Below are 16066 nucleotides of genomic sequence, written 5' to 3' on the forward strand. Positions count from 1 at the left end.
CATTCGCCCCATGACGCAGCACCCTGACGCCAAAATCTACCTCGTGGATGACGACGCCAGCGTTCGCGACGCACTGGGCTGGCTGCTGCGCACGCGCCGCCTGCTCAGCGAGCCGTACGAGAGTGCCGACGCCTTCCTGGCCGAGGTCACGAGCTGGCGCGTCGAGCCTCAACTGCCGTGCTGCGTGCTGCTCGATGTGCGCATGCCTGGCATGAGCGGGCTGGCGCTCTTCGAGCAACTGCTCGCCCTGCCCTGGCAGGCCACGATGCCAGTGATTTTCCTCAGCGGTCATGCCGATGTGCCGACCGCTGTAGATGCGGTCAAGCGCGGTGCTTTCGATTTCTGCGAAAAGCCGTTTTCCGACAACCTGCTGGTCGACCGGGTCGAGCAGGCGCTCACGCAGTCGGCGCAGGCGATCGACCAGCGCAGCCAGATGCGCAGCGTGCAGCAGCGCCTGGAGAGCCTGACCGATCGCGAGCGCGACGTGATGGCGCTGGTGGTCGAAGGCTTGCCCAACAAGCTGGTCGCTGACCAGCTCAACATCAGTGTGCGCACGGTGGAGGTCCACCGCTCGCGCGTCTTCGACAAGATGGGTGTGAAATCGGCGGTGGAGCTGGCCAACGTATTGCGCCAACCGTGAGCCGATTGCCGCTCAGTCCTTGCGCGTCGCGTCACCCTGGCGCTTGTCCTGCTCGGCCTCGTCGGGCAACTCGCCTTTTTTGCGACCCGAAAACATGGTCCACCAGACAATGAACACCAGCAACAGCAGGGCGCCCAGCGCTTCAAGCAACAACAAGGTCATGACAGGGAGGGGGAGCGTGTTCGGGTGGTTCGGAAAGGGCGTGCAGTCGGTCGCTGTCGGCCGACTCTGGCGAATGGGCGCTAGCGCGCTGATTGTAGGAAGCCTGGTCGCCTGCGCCACCGACGTGGTGCAAGTCCCCGCCGCCCCGGCGGATATGCCGCCGTTGGCCGTCCCCACCGACACGGCCCCCTTGCCACCCGCCATCCAGCGCACGGGCAGCCGCTGGGTGCCGGTGCGCTGGTCCGAGCTGCCCGGCTGGGGCACCGATGGGCTGCACGCGGTGTGGAACGCCTGGGTGCGCGGCTGCGAACGCCCCGCGCCAGGCCAGGCGGCGCTGTGCGCCGAAGTGCGCCAGCTCAGCATCGCCACCGACGCAGAGCAGCAGGCCTGGGTGATGCGCCGCTTCCAGCCCTATCGCGTCACCGAGCCCGATGGCACGCCGCCCACCGGTCTGCTGACCGGCTATTACGAGCCCATCATGGATGCCCGACGGCAACCCAGCGCCACCCACCGCACGCCGCTGTACGCGCCACCGGCCAGCTTGCGCAGCGGCCAGCCCTGGTTCAGCCGGCAGCAGATCGACACCGATGCCAGCGCCCAGGCCGCGCTCAAGGGCCGCGAGATTGCGTGGGTGGCCGATCCGATCGACGCCCTCATCCTGCAGATCCAGGGCTCGGGTCGACTCAACATCACCGAGGCAGACGGTCGCCAGCGCCAGGTGCGCGTGGCCTTTGCAGCCCACAACGGACACCCCTACCAGAGCGTGGGCCGCTGGCTGCTGGATCAGCGTGCCATCCGCGAAGCCTCGTGGGACGCGATCAAGACCTGGGCCGCGCAAAACCCCAAGCGCTTGAATGACATGTTGTGGAGCAATCCGCGTACCGTATTTTTCCGCGAAGAAGCCTTGAGCGACTTTGACGCCCGCTTTGGCCCGCGCGGCGCCCAGGGTGTGCCGCTCACGCCCGGCCGCTCGATCGCCGTCGACCCGCAAAGCATTCCCTACGGCACGCCGGTCTGGCTCGCCACGCAAGGTCCCACGCTCGACATCCAGCGGCTGGTGATGGCGCAGGATACGGGCGGCGCCATCGTCGGTGCGGTACGCGCCGACCTGTTCACCGGCTGGGGCAGCTGGACAGACGAGCCCTACACCACGGCGGCGGCACTCAAACAACCATTGCAGCTGTGGGTCTTGTGGCCACGGTGAACGTCGGGTAGCGCGATCAGGCCCGTCGCGCCAGCCCCGTCGGAAGCCGTCTCAGGAACTCCCTGGGCCGATGGCTTTCGAACAGGGGTGTTCTGCTTTTCCGAAGACCGTCATGACCCTCACAAGCTTCGTGTCCGATGATTCAGGGCGGTTGAGTCGCCGTGCCAGCCTCGCCCGCATGGCTGGGCTGGCTGTGGCATCAGCCTGGCTGGCGTCACGCAGTGGCGCCGCCACGCCCGTCATGCCGTTGCTGCGCGCTATTCCCTCCAGCGGTGAAACCGTGCCGGTGGTGGGGCTGGGCAGCTGGATCACGTTCAACGTGGGGCAGGACACTGCGGGGCTGGCGGTATCCACCGAGGTGATCCGGGCCTTTTTGGCTGGCGGTGGCCGGATGATCGACTCTTCCCCCATGTACGGCTCGGCGCAGGCCACCATCGGCCACGCGCTGGCGGCACTCGGCCGCCCCAAGGCGGTGTGGTCGGCCGACAAGGTGTGGGAAGGTGACCTGGCGCGCGGCACTGTGCAGATGGACACCTCGCGCCAGCGCTGGGGCGTGGAGCGCTTTGACCTCATACAGGTGCACAACTTGCTGGGCTGGCAGGCGCACCTGCCGCGCCTGTTCGAGATGAAGGCGGCCGGGCGATTGCGCTACGTGGGCATTTCCACCAGCCATGGTCGGCGCCATGCCGATGTGGCGCAGATCATGCGCAGCCAGCCGCTGGATTTTGTGCAACTCACCTACAACCTGCTGGACCGCGATGTCGAGCAACGCTTGTTGCCGCTGGCGCGCGACCGCGGCATCGCGGTGATCGTGAACCGGCCGTTTCGCCAGGGCGCGCTGCCTCAGCAGCTGGCGCGCCATCCGCTGCCGGGCTGGGCGCGTGAGCTCGGCTGCGAAGACTGGGCGCAGGCGGCGCTGAAGTTTGTGGTGAGCCACCCGGACGTGACTTGCGCGATTCCGGCCACCACGCAGGTGGCCCATGTGCGGCAAAACCTGGCCGCTGGCGCCGGCCCCATGCCGGACGCCGCGCTGCGTGCGCGCATGGCGCGCGAGGTGGCGGCGCTGTGATGCGGACACCGCGCTGAAACCTGAATCAAGACCGCGTCGCACATGGATGAATGGTGGAGCTACCGGCCTTCGGACCTGCTGATGTTTTCGCCGGCCATTTACTGGCGGCTGTTTGAATCGCTGAACCGACAGGCCTGGGCGCTGCCGTTGGGGCTGGCGATCGTGGCGTTGGTGGTGTCGTGGCGGAGCGCTCGAGGGACAGATCGTGGCCGCATCAGCTCGGCGCGAGCGATGGTCAGCTTGCTGGCATTGGGCTGGCTGGGGGTGGCCTGGGCGTTTTTCTGGCAGCAGTTCGCACCCATTTACACCGCGGCCCCGGCGTTTGCGTGGCTGTTTGTGGCGCAGGGACTGGGCTTGATGGTGCTGGCGTTCGCGCCAGGCTTGCGCTGGGCGACGGGACACAGCGCTCGCCACATCGCAGGGCTGTTGCTTGCCGCCTGGGCCTTGGTCGGACACCCTGCGCTGGCCGGGTTGTCCGGCCGACCCTGGGTGCAAGCCGAGTGGTTGGCGCTGGCGCCCGACCCGACGGCCCTGGCCACGCTGGCCCTGCTGCTGCTCCTGGACGGAAGTCGCCACCGGTTCACGCGAGCCTGGCAACGCGTGCTGTGGGTGCCGCCGATGTTGTGGTGCGCCGCCACCAGCCTCACGCTGTGGACGCTCGGGGAAGCCCAGGCTTGGGTGGTCGCGGTGCTGGCAGCGCTGGCGCTGCTGGCCGCGACCGGTCGATCACCAGACCGAGGCTGACAGAGGCCCGTCACTGCTGGCTCAGAGTGTGCTCAGGTCCGTCTGCACCGGCCAGCGCTGGGCCGAAAGCTGCTCGCTAGCGGCGAATTCGTGCCTCAGCTGCAAGGTGTACCGACCCGGCCGCGCAGCACACAGACGGTAGCCATCCTGCACCGGCTCCAGACTCACACCGTCGGCGCCACCTGCCTTCTCGAGGCGCCAGCCAGCACGCTGCGGCTCGGCCGTGCGCAGGCTGACGCAAAAACCGCGCCTCATGTTGGACACCACCACCAGCCGCTGCTGGCCGCTGAGCGTGCCGGCGGCATCGGGCATCAGCTCGCTCGGGTAGCTGTTCTCCAGCACCCGCATGACCGGCGGGATGATGATGCGAAAGTCCAGCGCCGCACTGGCCTTGCCCCCCGGCGGCGCAAAGCCGCTTTCGGCCAGCGCCATTGGTGTGGCCAGCAACGCGGCCAGCGTGAGCAGACCGGTTTTGAGAGGGTGTGATCGCCAGAACATGCCCAGTGAATCGGTGCATTTCTCGTGAACTTGAGGCCCTTTCCATCGACACCGACCTCATCAAATGCGTTTTGGTGGCGGTTGCCCCTATTTTTTGGGGCAGCGACCTGCGCAGCAGTGGAGCCGCTAGTCGCATCTTGTGAATGCGGCTCGAACGGGGCCACTTCAATCCGCGCGCTGCACCGGCAGGCTCAGACGCGTGGTCTCGCGCAGCCGCACGTCGACCTTGGCCTGGCCTTCGTCCACCACCGCCCAGGGCAGGGGCAGGGTTTCGTTGCGCACGCTGACGGTGCGCGGGCCGCTGGCCACGAACGGGAATTCGAAGCGGCCCTGGGCGTCGGTGCGCACGCCATAGCGGTTGTCCAGGAACACCGTGACACCGGGTACGCCGGTCTCGCTGGCCTCCTGGGTGCCGCTCTTGTTGGCATCGAAATACACCACGCCCTCGATGCGCCCACCACCGTCCAGCGCACTGCCGCCCAGCGGGGTGTTGCGGCTGCCGGCCTGGAGCTCGTAGCGCAACACGGCGTAGAACGAGCGGTCGCTGTTGCTGTTGACCGTGGGCAGGGGTGTCGCCAGCGGGTCGAGCGAGGTCGCCACCAGGCTTTTGCCTTCGGAGCGGTTGAGGTTGGCTTCCAGGCTCCAGCGGGTGTTGATGCGCCAGTTGAACCCGAGGTTCAGACCCCAGCGACTGCTGCTGCCGCTGCCTTGCTCGGTGTTGAGGGTGCCGCGCAGCAGCGTGCTGTCGCCCATGGGCGCGCTCAGGCTGAGGGCTGCGCTCCACAGGTTTTGTGGCGCTTCGCCGGTCACCGGGTCGCGACCGAGTCGGCCCAGGCCCAGGCTGGTGTTGAGCGAAAACCCCTGGGGCACGGTCCAGTCCTGGTCGTAAAGGAGTTGCTGCCGGCTGGCCACGCTCTGCCCACCACCGAATTCCAGCCGCAAGCCGCTGGGGCCCCAGCCGCTGGCGAATCGCCAGTCGCCATAGGCGTCCCAGGCTTCGCCGTCGAAGCGGCGCAGCGAGAACCCGCTCCCCAGGCTGCTGTTGCGTGCCAGGCGCCAGCGCGCGCTGGCGGTGGCGTAGCTGCCATCTGCTGCGCGCCCGGAGATGGAACTCAGCCAGTCGAGCGAGGCCTCGGCCGACCATTGCCGGGTGCGCCAGGCGGTGCGCGCGTAGGCGCCGCTGATGTCACTGGGCAGCGGCTGGCCTGCCCAGGACAGCTCGGGCTCCAGCCGGAACAGGCCCAGCCCGTGGCGGCGTGGACCTTCGTCCCATTCGCCATCGACCCAGTAGCCGCTGCGCCCGCCGTTGACTCGGGACGACGCGTTGTGCACCACTTGGCCCTGCACACGCAGCCCGGGTGCGGCGTAGCGCAGGGCGAGCTGGGCGGCGTCGGCGTCTTCTCGGTCCGCCGCGGTGAGGGGGTTGTCGAGCAGCGAGACATCGCGCGCGCTCTCGGCCCGCAGGGCGGCGGTCCAGCCCAGGCGCTCAGCGGCATTGCTGTCGGCGTTGTCGCCGCCCAGCTGCCATTGCCCGCCCAGGCTGCTGCGTTGCCCGCTCAGGCTTTTGAAGGCGCTGGTGGGCAGGCCCTCCAGGCGTCCGGGCGTACCGGTGGCGGCTTGCAGCTGCAGGCCGCGACCTGCGTTGTTCCACTCGGCTCCCACGCCTTGAACCAGCGAAGACGGCACGAACACGCGCGATGGCCGGCGGGTGATGTCTGGCGCCGGCGTGTTGATCACGCCCAGCTCGTGGTTGGCCAGCCAGCCACCATCCCAGGGCATGCCGCGCTGGCGCAGCGTGAGGCTGCCGCGTCCCTCCTTGGGGCTCACGCTGCCGTCCAGCGACAGCGTGCCGTGGTTGGGCGTTTCCACCAGGGCGAACGCGGCAAACCCGAGCCGGGCGCGGCGCTGGTCGTCAAACGGCTGGGTGCCGAGCCGCGTCTCCAGCCGCAGAAAGCGCGGCAAGCCTTCGGCGTCGTAGGGCGCGGACTCGATGGCGCTGGTCTCGGGCGCCAGGCCCTCGATTTCTCGGTCGACGTAGGGCGCGGCTGGCGGCTGTGCGGTGGTCTGGGCCAGCACCGCGGCGGTCGGTGTCAGCGCGGCGCACAGGTACAGCGCCAGGCGCCGGCGACCTCGCCACACCGTCATGGCGCGAAGCGTGTGTTCAGCGGTAGCCGGTTGGTGCCCCACTCCAGCGCGCCCTCGACCTGCAGCGGGAAGCGGATGGTCGGCACGGGGCGCCCTTCTTGCACCACTGGCGCGAGGCTGAGCGCGCGTGTTTCACCTGGCAGGATAGGCAGATCGGCGGGCGCCAGCTCCAGGCGCTGGCCGTTGGCGTCAATGCCGTTCACAAAACCTTCGACTCGCCCATGGGCGTTGCCGCTGTTGCGCACGTCGATCAGGGCCGTGGGCTGTCCGTTGATGGTGGCCACGCGGGTGGCGGTGAGCTCCAGCAGGGGAGCGGCGTTGCCGATGGCGGCGTAAACGATCACGCCGATGCGCCCGCCCACGGGGAAATTGAGCTGGCCTTCGACCTTGGCCGTTTCCAGGCCTTCGACCATGAGCGCGAAGCGGCACTCGCGCGGTGCCGTACCAGGGGGCGGCGTGATCTCGAAGCGGTAGCGGTAGCGCGCGCCGGGCTCAATGGTGAGCTCGCGCCGTTCGATCGCCACCCAGGGCCGGCAGCTGTCGGCGGCCAGGGCGTCGCTGAAGGTGACGGAGTTGTCTGCGTTGAACACCCAGTCGTTGGTGTAGACGCGGTAGTTGCCCTTCTCGCGCCCCACGTGCTGGATCTCCACCACCTGGCGCAGGGTTTCACCCGGCACCGGCTGCAGCTCGAAGCGCGGCGGCGAGATGTAGGCGGCAAAGCCTTGCGCGCCGGCCGGCAGCGAAGATAGCGTCGCGGCCAGGCCGAGCAGGGCGGTGGTGAGCAGTCGGTGCATGGTCAGTCTGTGTCGAGTTCGAAGTGCACGTTCAGCCGCCGGCTCGGACTGTTCCAGTCGGCGGCCGAGCGCAGCCGGACCAGCAACTGGTCTTCCAGTGTTTCGCTGGCGATGACGCCCGCGTACACCAGGGCGCGATCACCGGACACCAGGCGACCCGGCAGCAGCCGGCCCTGGGTGGTCCAGCTGACCTCGATGGTTGAAGCCTGATCGCGCGGCAGCACCATGTAGATGCGCCCGCTGCGGCCCACCCATTCGCGGGTAGCGATGCGCACGTTCACCCGCACCCAGGCTTCCATGCCGGTATCGGGCTGGCCCGGTGCGATCGCGCGCCACTCCATCTGCACCGTGGGCGGCACGGTGTGGCTTTGTGAATCGTCGAGGCGGAATGGGTTGGCGGCGGCGTGGCCGGTCCACACCAGTAAGGCCGTCAGCGCGCAGGTGATGGCGCGCTTCATGGGCTGGTCATGGTGTAGGTCACCCGGCCGTTGTAGGTGCCCGCCGCCGGCACGATGCTGTTGGCGTAGGTGAAGCTGTGGCAGTTTTCGATGTAGGTGTTGGCGGGCACGGTGGCCAAGGTCTGCTGACCACCGTTGAAGGTGCCCGCGGGGATGACGTTGGGGGCGTTGCTGCCGGGCGCGGACACGGTCCAGCTGATCTGGCTGAACGGAATGCTGTCGCCACCGGTGGTGGTCAGGCTGCCTGGAGCGGTCACGCTCAGGGTGGCGCTGGCCGGGCCGTTGCCTGCGTTGCTGCGGCGGTACGACGCACCGATCAGAATTTGCGAGGCCGGGTTGGCGCAGGTGGTGAAGCCGTCAAACAGGCTTTGCGACTGTGTGCTGTTGGTGCTCATGGCCTGCGGTGTGCCGCTGATCAACTGGGCGCCACTCAGGTTGACCTCGACGCGGTTGATGGTGCCGTTGTTGGCATTGGCCGTGCCATTGCCCACGTGCAGGAACACGCGGCGCGAGGCAGCACCGATGCTGAGTGACCACGCGTTTGCCGCGTCGGTGCCCAGCAAAGCCGCGAGTGCGAGCAGTGTGGTGCACAGCGGGCGGGGCCACAGGGAAGGGGAGAGAGCAGGCACGGGAATGATTGTCCTTCAGGCGCGGTGCCGGCGGACCCGAGGGGTCACCAAAGCCCGACGGAGGGCCGCTGCGCGCAGGCCCTCCGTCGGCTGGGGTGATCGCTGGATCGGGACCGCGATCTGGAAGCGCGAGGCGCTCAGGGCATGGTCGCGGTGTAGGTCACGCGGCCGTTGGTCGTGCCGTAGGTGCCAGGTGCCACCACCGCGGTGTTGGCGTAGCTGAAGGTCCAGTCGGCGGTGCGGCTGGTGATGCGGGTGCCCGAGCTCAGGCCCAGGTTGACCGAGGCACCAGAAGGGGCAGGGCTCGCGAAGTTGGGCGTGTCCGAGGAGACGGCGGTGATCTCGCTCCAGGGAATGGTGTCCCCGGCGGCGTTGGCCAGCGCACCGGTGTTGGTGCTGGCCAGGGCGATCACGCCGTTGTTGCCCAGCACACGCACCGGCACCACGTTGCCCGTGATTGCGCCGGCTGCAGCTGTGGTTCCGACGGCGGCCGGGTTGGTGGTGTAGTCGAAAGTCACGGTGTCGACGTTGGTGTTGTCAGCCAGGCCCGCAGCGCCTGTGCCCACGGCCAGAAACAACACGCGCGGAATGATGACGCGGAAATCGAGTCGGGCGGCGGCCGAGCCGGGACCGATGGTGAGTTGCGATTCGGCCGAGGCCAGCAGCGGGGTGGCCAGGGCGAGGGCCAGGGCAGATTTGAGGAGCAGGTGCTTTTTCATGAGGTTTCCTTCCGGAGGGTTGTGGGCTTGACCTGTAAACCTTGGTTTGCACAGGCCACCCGAGATCAGATGGGTTGATGTTAAGGAAAGTGCCGGTTCGCCACAACTTAAAGACCGGAAAAACGTCACGAATTCAAATACTTACACAACTTTCTTGCGCCAGCGGTCGAGTTTGGGTGATGGGCGGCAGTCGATTGTCCTCAAGTTTGGCCGCGGCTTGCCGTGATGACCTCTTTGGTATTCATCAAGTGGGACAGCGGCAGCGCGCTGGCCGCCTTGACCTCGCCCAGCGAGAAGCTCGTGTGCAAGTCCTTCACGTTGGGCAGGTTGAGCAGCACATCGCGCGCGAACCGGCTGAAATGGTTGAGGTCGGGGCTGACCACCTGCAGCTCGAAGGTGCCCGAGCCGCTGATGTAGTGGCAGGCCACGATGTCGGGGATGTTGCGGATGGCGGCCTCCAGCGAGCGGGTGATGTCACCGCTGTTTCGCTCGGCATCCAGCCGCACAAAGGCGAGCACGCCCAGGCCGATCTTTTCCCGGTCCAGCTCGGCCCGGTAACCGCGGATGAAGCCGGCGGCCTCCAGCGCGCGCACCCGGCGCCAGCACGGCGCGGCCGACAGACCGACCCGGCTCGCCAGCTCGGCATTGGTGAGGCGGCCGTTCTGCTGCAATTCGTTCAGGATGGCGAGGTCAAACTTGTCTAATGTTTCCATGATGCCCGCATTCTAGAAAGAATCGTGCTTTTAGAGTCCTGTTAGGAGCATGAAAAGCAAACACCTGTCAAGCGGCGGGTCATACACTGTGCGGCACACTGAAATCTGCCGACCCGGCCGGTTTTGGCATCCAGCAACCGCCCACAAGGTGGCCCCACTCGTCAGGAGACCTGCATGAACGCGCCGTTGCCCGAACACATCCGCAAAGCCCTCGAAACGGTGACGCTGGACGACAAGTACTCGCTCGATGTCGGCCGGGCCTTTATGAGCGGGGTGCAGGCCCTGGTCAAGCTGCCGATGCTGCAGCGCCAGCGCGACGCCTTGCAGGGCAAAAACACGGCTGGCTTCATCAGCGGGTACCGCGGCTCGCCGCTGGGGGGGTACGACCAGGCGCTGCAAAAGGCCGCGCCCTACCTGAAGCAGCAGAACATCGTGTTCCAGCCCGGTGTGAACGAAGAGCTGGCGGCCACCGCGCTCTGGGGCACGCAGCAGCTGGGCTTTGCGCCGCCGGGCAGCAACCGGTTCGACGGCGTGTTCGGCATCTGGTACGGCAAGGGTCCAGGCGTGGATCGCTGCTCGGATGTTTTCAAACACGCCAACATGGCCGGTACGACACCCTGGGGCGGCGTGATCGCGGTGGCGGGCGACGACCATGTGGCCAAGAGTTCCACCGCAGCCCATCAGAGCGACCACATCTTCAAGGCCTGCGGCCTGCCGGTGTTTTTTCCGGCGACGGTGCAGGACATCCTTGATCTGGGCATCCATGCCATCGCCATGAGCCGCTTCAGCGGTGTCTGGGCCGGCATGAAGACCATCCAGGAAATCGTGGAGTCGAGCGCCACAGCGATGATCGATCCTGAGCGGGTGAACATTGTCGTTCCCGAGTTCGACATGCCGCCGGGCGGTGTTCATATCCGGTGGCCCGATGCCGCGCTGGACCAGGAAGCGCGCCTGTTCGACTTCAAGTGGTACGCCGCGCTGGCCTACATCCGTGCCAACAGGCTCAACCACAACGTGATTGCCGGCCCGAACGACCGCTTTGGTGTGATCGCCAGCGGCAAGGCCTACAACGACACGCGCCAGGCGCTGCTCGATCTGGGCCTGGACGATGCCACCTGCCAGCGCATCGGCCTGCGTCTGCACAAGGTCAACGTGGTGTGGCCGCTGGAAGCACAGACCACGCGCGAATTTGCCACCGGCCTGCGCGAGATTCTGGTGGTGGAAGAAAAGCGCCAGGTCATCGAATACCAGATCAAGGAAGAGCTCTACAACTGGCGCGGCGATGTGCGCCCCAACGTGCTGGGCAAGTTCGACGAAGTGGAAGGCGACTTCAGCGGTGGCGAATGGAGCATGCCCAACCCGAGCGCCCACACGCTGTTGCGTGCCAACGCCGACCTGAGTCCGGCCATCATCGCCCGCGCAATTGCCAAGCGCCTGCGCAAGCTGGGGGTGCCCGAAGACGTGCAGGCGCGCATCGACGCGCAGCTTGCGATCCTGACGGCGCAGGAGCAGGCCATGCAGACCCTGCTCACGCAGGGCGTGCCCGGTGCCGAGCGTCAGCCCTGGTTTTGCTCGGGTTGTCCTCACAACACCAGCACCAAGGTGCCCGAAGGCTCGCGCGCCATGGCCGGTATCGGTTGTCATTTCATGACGATCTGGATGGACCGTGCCACTGAGGGTTTCACCCAGATGGGTGGTGAGGGCGTGCCCTGGGTGGGCCAGCAGCCGTTCAGCTACGACCGGCACATGTTCGCCAACCTCGGTGACGGCACCTACTTCCACAGTGGCATCCTGGCGATCCGCCAGAGCATCGCCGCCGGTGTGAACATCACCTACAAGATCCTTTACAACGACGCGGTCGCCATGACAGGCGGCCAGCAGGTGGGCGAGCGGCCTGAAGGCCACAGCGTGGTTCAGATCGCGCAAAGCATGCGCGCCGAAGGCGTGGCCAGGATCGTCATCGTCACCGACGAGCCGGAGAAGTACGCCGGTGTGACCGGCATCCCGAGCGGCATCGCTATCCAGCACCGCGACACGTTGGACGCCGTGCAGCGCGAGTTCCGCGAGATCGTGGGCACCACCGTCATCATTTACGACCAGACCTGTGCCACCGAAAAGCGCCGCCGCCGCAAGCGCGGCACCCTGGTCGAACCGACCGAGCGCGTGGTGATCAACGAGCTGGTGTGCGAAGGCTGTGGCGATTGCGGCGTGCAGAGCAACTGCCTGTCGGTCGAGCCACTGGAGACCGAGTTCGGCCGCAAGCGCACCATCAACCAGAGCACCTGCAACAAGGACTTTTCCTGCGTCAAGGGCTTTTGTCCCAGCTTTGTCACGGTGGACGGCGGCCAGCTGCGCAAGCAGAAAAAGGGCGAGGCCCGCGCCGAGTGGACCGGCGGCGCCTTGCCCGATCCCGAGTTGCCCATGCTGGGCGAAGAAGCCTGGGGTGTGATCGTGGCTGGGGTCGGTGGCACCGGCGTCATCACCATTGGCCAGCTGCTGGGCATGGCCGCCCACATTGAGGACAAGGGCATCGTCACGCAGGACGCGGCGGGTCTTGCCCAAAAGGGCGGCGCCACCTGGAGCCATGTGCTGATCGCGGCGCGCCAGGAGCACATTCGCACCACGCGCGTGGCGGCGGCGGCCGCCGATCTGGTGATTGGTTGTGATCCCCTTGTGGCTGCCCACAAGGAGACCTGGGCCCGGCTGCGCACCGGCCGCAGCCATGTGGCGCTCAACAGCAGCGCCACGCCGACCGCGGCCTTCGTGACCAACGCCGACTGGCAAAACCCGGCGCAGGCTTGCGTTGACGCGCTGACCGGGCAGCTGGGTGGTGAGGCCGTGGGCGTGTTCGATGCAGAGGCGGCAGCCAATCGGCTCATGGGCGACAGCATCTACACCAACCCCATGATGCTGGGCTACGCCTGGCAGCGCGGCTGGGTGCCGCTGGGCTACACCGCGCTGATGCGCGCGATCGAGCTCAACAACGTGCAGGTGGACAACAACAAGGCGGCTTTCGAATGGGGCCGCTGCGCCGCGCATGCACCGCAGGTGTTCGCCACGCTGCTGGCCGAAGGCGGCGCGCAAGTGATCCAGTTCAAGCCGCGCGAGAGCGTGGCCACCGTGATGGCGCGGCGGGTGGAGTTCCTCACCGCCTACCAGAACAAAGCCTACGCGGCCGAGTACCAGGCGTTTGTCGAGCGGGTGCGCAAGGCAGAAGCGCCGCTGGGCAGGTCGGACCTCACCATGGCGGTCGCGCGCTACCTGTTCAAGCTCATGGCCTACAAGGACGAGTACGAAGTGGCCCGGCTGCACAGCGACCACTCGTTCCACGAACGCATTGCCGCCCAGTTCGAAGGTGACTTTAAGCTGCGCGTGCACCTGGCACCGCCCTTGTTGTCTAAGAAGAACGAAAAGGGCGAGCTGATCAAGCAGACATACGGTCCGTTCATGTTCACCGCTTTTCGCTGGCTGGCCAGGTTCAAAGGCCTGCGTGGCACAGCGTTGGATGTGTTCGGCCGCACCGAAGAGCGGCGCACCGAGCGCGCGCTGATCGGCGAGTACCGCAGCGCGATTGAGGGCCTGCTGCCCGATCTGGACGCCGGCAACCTGGCGCTCGCGGTGGACATCGCCCGTGTGCCCGAGCAGATCAAGGGCTTTGGGCACGTGAAAGACCGCAACCTGGCCGCGGCGCGCAGCCGCTGGGCCGATTTGCAGGCGCGCTGGGCAGCCGGCGGCACGGCGGACGTCCTCGCGGCCTGATCGGCCAGGTTGGGCCCTGCCCGTGAAGGTGGGTTCATCCACGCGCCGCGCAGGACGAGAGGGTGTGAACCCCCTCCATGGACCCGGGCAGAGGCGCGGCTTACAATCGCCGGTTGATCCCGGCACATGTCGGGCGGCCGGATTCCGCGCTGTCCCTAGGCCGGGCGCCGTCACAACCGACCCCGTTGGAGAATCCCTGTGTTCATTTCTTCCGCTTACGCCCAGGCCGCCACCGGCGGCGACACCCAGTCCACCATCATGGGCCTGCTGCCCCTGGTGCTGATGTTTGTGGTGCTGTATTTCGTGATGATCCGGCCCCAGATGAAGCGCCAAAAAGAGCACAAGGCCATGGTGGAGGCCTTGGCCAAAGGCGACGAAGTCGTGACCGCTGGCGGCTTCCTCGGCAAGATCTCCAAGATCGGTGAAGCCTACGTTGGCGTTGAACTGGCGTCGGGCGTGGAAGTGCAAATGCAGCGCTCGGCTGTGACGCAAGTACTGCCCAAGGGCACGGTCAAGTAAGCCCACCCCGCCGCGCTTCGCGCGACCCCCACGGGTCGCGCTAGCGGCCCGGCGAAGCCGGTTCCGCGGCGTTCTGAACAATTCTGCTCACAGACCCCCGACCCGACCATGAACCGATATCCGCTCTGGAAGTACCTGATCATCTCGGTCGCCCTGGTGATCGGTGCGCTGTACGCCTTGCCCAATCTGTTTGGTGAGTCACCAGCGGTGCAGGTGTCGGCAGCTCGCTCGTCGGTTCGCATTGACAGCGCCACCGTCAATCGGGTGGAGCAGGCGCTGGCGGCTGCATCGCTCAAGCCGTCGCTGATCCAGCTGGATGGCAATTCAGTCAAGGCCCGCTTCGAGACCACGGACGACCAGATAAAGGCGCGCGACGCGCTGGAGCGTGACCTCAACCCTGACGCCACCAACCCCGAGCACGTGGTGGCGCTCAACCTGCTGCCTCGAACGCCGGCCTGGCTCGCCGCGCTGGGTGCCTCGCCCATGTACCTGGGATTGGACCTTCGTGGTGGTGTGCACTTCATGCTGCAGGTTGACATGCCGGCTGCGCTGCAGCGCCGCACCGATGTGCTGACCGGTGATCTGCGCACCGCATTGCGGGAACGGAGCGTGCGACACAGCGGCATCAGCCGCAGTGGCCAGACCATCGAAATCCGCGCTCGAGACGCGCAGACGGCCGATGCTGCGCGGGCCTTGATCCAGGACCAGTTTGCTGACCTGGAAGTCAAGGAAACGGTAGAGGGCACCGAATACCGCCTGATCGCCAGTCTTCGTCCCGAAGCGGCCCGACTGGTGCAGGACCAGGCGCTCAAGCAGAACATGACCACGCTGAGCAACCGCATCAACGAACTTGGCGTGGCCGAGCCGGTGATTCAGCAGCAGGGAGCTGACCGTATCGTGGTGCAGCTACCGGGTGTGCAGGACACGGCCAAAGCCAAGGACATCCTGGGGCGCACCGCCACGCTGGAGGTCCGGCTGGTGGATGAAAGCTCCGAAGGTCTGTCCGCCGAGCGCGGCAATGGCGCGGTGCCGTTTGGCTCCGAGCGCTACCTGGAGCGCAATGGCCAGGCGGTGATCGTCAAGCGCGAGGTGCTGCTGACCGGCGAGAATCTGACCGACGCCCAAGCCGGCTTCGACGACACCCAGCAGGCGGCGGTTCACCTCACGCTCGACGCCAAAGGCGCGCGCATTTTCCGCGATGTGACACGCGAGAATGTGGGCAAGCGCATGGCCATCATCCTGTTCGAGAAGGGCCGTGGCGAGGTGGTGACCGCGCCGGTCATCCGCACCGAAATCGGCGGTGGCCGGGTGCAGATCTCGGGCGCCATGACCACGGTGGAGGCCAATGACACCGCGCTGCTGCTGCGCGCCGGATCGCTGGCGGCGCCGATGGAGATCATCGAAGAGCGCACCATCGGCCCTAGCCTGGGCGCAGAAAACATCGCCAAGGGTTTCAACAGCGTGATCTGGGGCTTTGCCGTGATCGTGCTGTTCATGTGCGTGTATTACATGCTTTTCGGCATGGTCTCCAGCCTGTCGCTGGGTTTCAACCTGGTGCTGCTGGTGGCCGTGCTGTCCATGCTGCAGGCCACGCTGACCCTGCCCGGCATCGCGGCCATGGCGCTGGCGCTGGGCATGGCGATCGACTCCAACGTGTTGATCAACGAACGCGTGCGCGAAGAGCTGCGCCGCGGCTCATCGCCCCAGGTGGCGATCAACGCCGGTTATGACCAGGCCTGGGGCACCATCCTGGACTCCAACGTCACCACGCTGATCGCTGGTGTGGCGCTGCTGCTGTTTGGCTCCGGCCCGGTGCGGGGTTTTGCGGTGGTGCACTGCATTGGCATCCTCACCAGCATGTTCTCCAGCGTGTTCTTCTCGCGCGGTCTGGTGAATTTCTGGTACGGCCGTCAGAAGAAGCTCAAGACGGTGTCCATCGGCACCGTGTGGCGCCCGGATGGCCCGGTGCCCGCCACCAAGGCCGACTGATTCGTCGCCTCGCCCTAAGGACAC

15 protein-coding genes are annotated in these 16066 nt (G+C 66.8%); 7 read left to right on the plus strand and 8 right to left on the minus strand.

The genetic code is table 11. From position 1 onward, the window contains the following. The first annotated feature begins 10 nt into the window (after positions 1–10). Positions 11–640, plus strand: coding sequence for a response regulator (locus tag GPT34_RS09055; RefSeq protein WP_291011300.1), 630 nt, complete (start codon positions 11–13; stop codon positions 638–640). A 12-nt stretch (positions 641–652) separates the two neighbouring features. Here GPT34_RS09055 and GPT34_RS09060 read toward each other — a convergent pair whose 3' ends face one another. After that, entirely contained in the window at positions 653–802 is a 150-nt protein-coding gene (locus GPT34_RS09060; RefSeq protein ID WP_291011301.1) for a hypothetical protein, read from the minus strand. On the opposite strand from GPT34_RS09060, the gene GPT34_RS09065 reads away from it, so the two are divergent. The 3 genes from GPT34_RS09065 to GPT34_RS09075 all read left to right on the plus strand — a co-directional run bounded on the left by GPT34_RS09065 (position 735) and on the right by GPT34_RS09075 (position 3819). Then, a complete protein-coding gene (locus tag GPT34_RS09065) occupies positions 735–2006 on the plus strand; it encodes an MltA domain-containing protein (RefSeq protein ID WP_291011303.1) in 1272 nt (423 codons plus the stop codon). The two genes, GPT34_RS09060 and GPT34_RS09065, sit on opposite strands and share 68 nt — an antisense overlap. A gap of 112 nt (positions 2007–2118) precedes the next feature. Next, positions 2119–3075 (plus strand): aldo/keto reductase, encoded by a 957-nt coding sequence (locus GPT34_RS09070; protein WP_291011305.1) that lies wholly within the window; start codon positions 2119–2121, stop codon positions 3073–3075. A gap of 42 nt (positions 3076–3117) precedes the next feature. Beyond that, on the plus strand, positions 3118–3819 hold the full coding sequence (locus GPT34_RS09075; protein WP_291011307.1) for a hypothetical protein: 702 nt from the start codon (positions 3118–3120) through the stop codon (positions 3817–3819). 21 nt (positions 3820–3840) lie between these two features. Here GPT34_RS09075 and GPT34_RS09080 read toward each other — a convergent pair whose 3' ends face one another. The 7 genes from GPT34_RS09080 to GPT34_RS09110 all read right to left on the minus strand — a co-directional run bounded on the left by GPT34_RS09080 (position 3841) and on the right by GPT34_RS09110 (position 9775). After that, positions 3841–4317 carry a hypothetical protein gene (locus GPT34_RS09080; RefSeq protein ID WP_291011309.1) on the minus strand — a complete coding sequence of 159 codons (477 nt, stop codon included), beginning with the start codon at positions 4315–4317 and terminating at the stop codon, positions 3841–3843. Between the two features lie 165 nt (positions 4318–4482). Then, positions 4483–6462, minus strand: coding sequence for an SdrD B-like domain-containing protein (locus GPT34_RS09085; RefSeq protein ID WP_291011311.1), 1980 nt, complete (start codon positions 6460–6462; stop codon positions 4483–4485). Then, positions 6459–7256, minus strand: coding sequence for a hypothetical protein (locus GPT34_RS09090; protein WP_291011313.1), 798 nt, complete (start codon positions 7254–7256; stop codon positions 6459–6461). The genes GPT34_RS09085 and GPT34_RS09090 overlap by 4 nt, the downstream gene beginning before the upstream one ends. 2 nt (positions 7257–7258) lie before the next feature. Beyond that, on the minus strand, positions 7259–7714 hold the full coding sequence (locus GPT34_RS09095) for a hypothetical protein (protein WP_291011315.1): 456 nt from the start codon (positions 7712–7714) through the stop codon (positions 7259–7261). Then, complete coding sequence (locus tag GPT34_RS09100; RefSeq protein WP_291011317.1) at positions 7711–8343, minus strand: hypothetical protein; 633 nt, start codon at positions 8341–8343, stop codon at positions 7711–7713. The genes GPT34_RS09095 and GPT34_RS09100 overlap by 4 nt, the downstream gene beginning before the upstream one ends. Before the next feature lie 137 nt (positions 8344–8480). Next, positions 8481–9062 (minus strand): hypothetical protein, encoded by a 582-nt coding sequence (locus GPT34_RS09105; protein WP_291011319.1) that lies wholly within the window; start codon positions 9060–9062, stop codon positions 8481–8483. Between the two features lie 200 nt (positions 9063–9262). Next, positions 9263–9775, minus strand: a complete 513-nt coding sequence (locus tag GPT34_RS09110) for an Lrp/AsnC family transcriptional regulator (RefSeq protein ID WP_291011320.1) — start codon at positions 9773–9775, stop codon at positions 9263–9265. 174 nt (positions 9776–9949) lie between these two features. Between GPT34_RS09110 and GPT34_RS09115 the strand changes: the two genes are divergently transcribed. The 3 genes from GPT34_RS09115 to secD all read left to right on the plus strand — a co-directional run bounded on the left by GPT34_RS09115 (position 9950) and on the right by secD (position 16042). Beyond that, a complete protein-coding gene (locus tag GPT34_RS09115; RefSeq protein ID WP_291011322.1) occupies positions 9950–13534 on the plus strand; it encodes an indolepyruvate ferredoxin oxidoreductase family protein in 3585 nt (1194 codons plus the stop codon). A gap of 198 nt (positions 13535–13732) precedes the next feature. Continuing rightward, entirely contained in the window at positions 13733–14053 is a 321-nt protein-coding gene (yajC, locus tag GPT34_RS09120) for a preprotein translocase subunit YajC (RefSeq protein ID WP_291011324.1), read from the plus strand. Between the two features lie 108 nt (positions 14054–14161). Further along, positions 14162–16042, plus strand: coding sequence for a protein translocase subunit SecD (secD, locus tag GPT34_RS09125; RefSeq protein ID WP_291011326.1), 1881 nt, complete (start codon positions 14162–14164; stop codon positions 16040–16042). Positions 16043–16066 lie beyond the last annotated feature (24 nt).

This window comes from Hydrogenophaga sp., assembly GCF_011390835.1.
In the GTDB taxonomy this organism is placed as follows: domain Bacteria; phylum Pseudomonadota; class Gammaproteobacteria; order Burkholderiales; family Burkholderiaceae_C; genus Hydrogenophaga.

What these genes read in the sequence shown, in the direction of transcription:
- GPT34_RS09075 (WP_291011307.1), top strand. Translation starts at nt 3,118, where the DNA reads ATGGATGAATGGTGGAGCTACCGGCCTTCGGACCTGCTGATGTTTTCG.
- GPT34_RS09080 (WP_291011309.1), bottom strand. Translation starts at nt 4,317, where the DNA reads ATGTTCTGGCGATCACACCCTCTCAAAACCGGTCTGCTCACGCTGGCC.
- secD (WP_291011326.1), top strand. Translation starts at nt 14,162, where the DNA reads ATGAACCGATATCCGCTCTGGAAGTACCTGATCATCTCGGTCGCCCTG.
- GPT34_RS09090 (WP_291011313.1), bottom strand. Translation starts at nt 7,256, where the DNA reads ATGCACCGACTGCTCACCACCGCCCTGCTCGGCCTGGCCGCGACGCTA.
- GPT34_RS09065 (WP_291011303.1), top strand. Translation starts at nt 735, where the DNA reads ATGGTCCACCAGACAATGAACACCAGCAACAGCAGGGCGCCCAGCGCT.
- GPT34_RS09095 (WP_291011315.1), bottom strand. Translation starts at nt 7,714, where the DNA reads ATGAAGCGCGCCATCACCTGCGCGCTGACGGCCTTACTGGTGTGGACC.
- GPT34_RS09110 (WP_291011320.1), bottom strand. Translation starts at nt 9,775, where the DNA reads ATGGAAACATTAGACAAGTTTGACCTCGCCATCCTGAACGAATTGCAG.
- GPT34_RS09115 (WP_291011322.1), top strand. Translation starts at nt 9,950, where the DNA reads ATGAACGCGCCGTTGCCCGAACACATCCGCAAAGCCCTCGAAACGGTG.
- GPT34_RS09055 (WP_291011300.1), top strand. Translation starts at nt 11, where the DNA reads ATGACGCAGCACCCTGACGCCAAAATCTACCTCGTGGATGACGACGCC.
- GPT34_RS09085 (WP_291011311.1), bottom strand. Translation starts at nt 6,462, where the DNA reads ATGACGGTGTGGCGAGGTCGCCGGCGCCTGGCGCTGTACCTGTGCGCC.
- GPT34_RS09070 (WP_291011305.1), top strand. Translation starts at nt 2,119, where the DNA reads ATGACCCTCACAAGCTTCGTGTCCGATGATTCAGGGCGGTTGAGTCGC.
- GPT34_RS09060 (WP_291011301.1), bottom strand. Translation starts at nt 802, where the DNA reads ATGACCTTGTTGTTGCTTGAAGCGCTGGGCGCCCTGCTGTTGCTGGTG.
- GPT34_RS09105 (WP_291011319.1), bottom strand. Translation starts at nt 9,062, where the DNA reads ATGAAAAAGCACCTGCTCCTCAAATCTGCCCTGGCCCTCGCCCTGGCC.